The sequence below is a fragment of the Terribium retamae genome (assembly GCF_022347545.1).
Taxonomy (GTDB): domain Bacteria; phylum Pseudomonadota; class Alphaproteobacteria; order Rhizobiales; family Rhizobiaceae; genus Mesorhizobium; species Mesorhizobium retamae.
The window spans coordinates 1-1,965 of sequence record NZ_JAKREW010000107.1 but is presented as its reverse complement, the minus strand read 5'-3'; the positions used below and the strand labels follow the sequence as shown (position 1 = coordinate 1,965).

Annotated in this window: 2 protein-coding genes and 1 pseudogene; all 3 read left to right on the top strand. The window is 31.1% G+C overall.

The window, feature by feature from the left end:
* Window positions 1-273: pseudogene (locus L4923_RS30715) on the top strand (hypothetical protein); the annotation flags it as partial.
* Window positions 218-1,048: a Mu transposase C-terminal domain-containing protein gene (locus L4923_RS30710; RefSeq protein ID WP_001566955.1), complete on the top strand. Its 831-nt coding sequence runs from the start codon at window positions 218-220 to the stop codon at window positions 1,046-1,048. The pseudogene L4923_RS30715 and the gene L4923_RS30710, both read left to right, overlap by 56 nt.
* Entirely contained in the window at window positions 1,041-1,856 is an 816-nt protein-coding gene (locus L4923_RS30705; protein ID WP_000164958.1) for an AAA family ATPase, read from the top strand. Before L4923_RS30710 ends, L4923_RS30705 begins: the two co-directional genes overlap by 8 nt.
* The last annotated feature ends 109 nt before the right edge of the window (window positions 1,857-1,965 follow it).

Here is a 1,965-nt window from a genome sequence, read left to right as displayed (position 1 = left end):
GTTATTGATTTCTCTCATCAGGGTGAAAAATACTATCAAAATAAGTACGATTTAATACAAATTAGAGAATCCTCGAGACCCAATGAAATATGGCAAGCAGACCATACTTTGCTAGATATCTTTATATTAGACCAAAAAGGTAATATCAATAGACCATGGCTAACTATTATTATGGATGACTATAGTCGTGCAATTGCAGGCTATTTCTTAAGTTTTGATGCCCCCCAATGCTCAAAACACAGCATTAACACTACACCAAGCAATATGGAATAAAAATGATACCAATTGGCCAGTGTGTGGTATACCCGAAAAATTCTACACAGATCATGGAAGTGACTTTACTTCACATCATATGGAACAAGTCGCTATTGATTTGAAAATTAACTTGATGTTTTCGAAAGTTGGTGTTCCTCGTGGTCGTGGAAAAATAGAACGATTCTTTCAGACAGTTAATCAAACTTTCTTAGAACAACTGCCTGGATATATAAACAATAATGATACTCCTAGTAATCTAATAAATTTTCACAATTTTGAAGAAAAATTACGTTACTTTTTAATTGAAGATTATAATCAAAAAGAACATAGTACTATTCATACCACGCCTATCAGTCATTGGAATAGTAATCACTTTTTCCCTAATATGCCAAGTAGCTTAGAACAACTTGATTTATTATTGTTGGAAATACCTAAATCTAGAAAAGTTCATTCAGATGGCATTCATTTTCAAGGTTTTCGATACAGTAATACTAATCTAGAAGCTTATGTAGGTGAATATGTACTGATTCGTTATAACCCAAATGATATGGCTGAAATACGTGTGTTTTATAGAGATGAATTTCTTTGTACTGCTATATGTCCAGAAATAGCTGATTACTCCATAGATATAAAAGACATACAGCACGCTCGTAGTCAGAGAAGAAAACACTTAAAACAAAATATTGCTAGTCCAAGTACCACGGAATTAATTAAGGAAGAAAAAAATTGTGGTTATTCACCTCAAGAAACGACTAAAAACGTCAAAAAATTAAAGAGATATCGTAATGACTAAAAATCAAAATTTCATTGAAACGAAAGAGTATAAACGCTTTGCTGAATTTTGTGATGCTTGTATTAAATATCAGTATATTGGTATATGTTATGGTCAACCTGGTGTCGGAAAAACTTTATCGTCTAGGTATTACACAAATTGGGATACTATTGAAAAACAAGTTAACCATAGAGGTTGGGAAGATTTAGCTAGTAAAACGACCGATGACATACTATCGGTGGATAAAATATTTTATAATGCACCAGCAGAAAAACAAACTAAATTAAGGAATGATTTATATAGTATTACTGCAATCATTGATTTGGGTCAAAAATTACATGTTGTAAATAAGTATGGACATGAACATAGTAAACATTATAGTGATATGTTTAAATATATTGATTTAATTATAGTAGATGAGATTGATCGCCTTAAAGTGCAACATTTAGAGCAATTAAGAGCTATTTATGATGAACATAATTTAGCAATGATATTTATTGGTATGCCGGGTATAGAGAAAAAACTATCTCGTTATCCTCAACTATATTCGCGTATAGGTTTTGCGCATGAATTTGATAATCTAAGTAAAGATGAGACGCATCATATATTAGAATATAAGTGGCAAGACTTAGGATTTGATTTAAAACTCGAAGACTTTACTGATTATGAGGCAATAACGACGATTATTAAAATTACAAAAGGGAATTTTAGGCTGATTCATCGTTTATTTGCGCAGATAGACAGAATTATGGATATAAATGGTTTAGATAAAATAAGTACAGAAGTTGTAGAAACAGCTAGAGATAGTTTAGTTATAGGTATTCGATAATAGAAAAAGCAACGCATTTTAATATAGTGCGTTGCTTTTCTCATTTATTAGGTAAAGTCATTCTCATATATCGAGTAAAGTGACAACAATTATATATGTATGATTAGGG

Coding starts and splice junctions, on each gene's coding strand:
- L4923_RS30710 (WP_001566955.1), top strand. CDS start 218: ATGCCCCCCAATGCTCAAAACACAGCATTAACACTACACCAAGCAATA.
- L4923_RS30705 (WP_000164958.1), top strand. CDS start 1,041: ATGACTAAAAATCAAAATTTCATTGAAACGAAAGAGTATAAACGCTTT.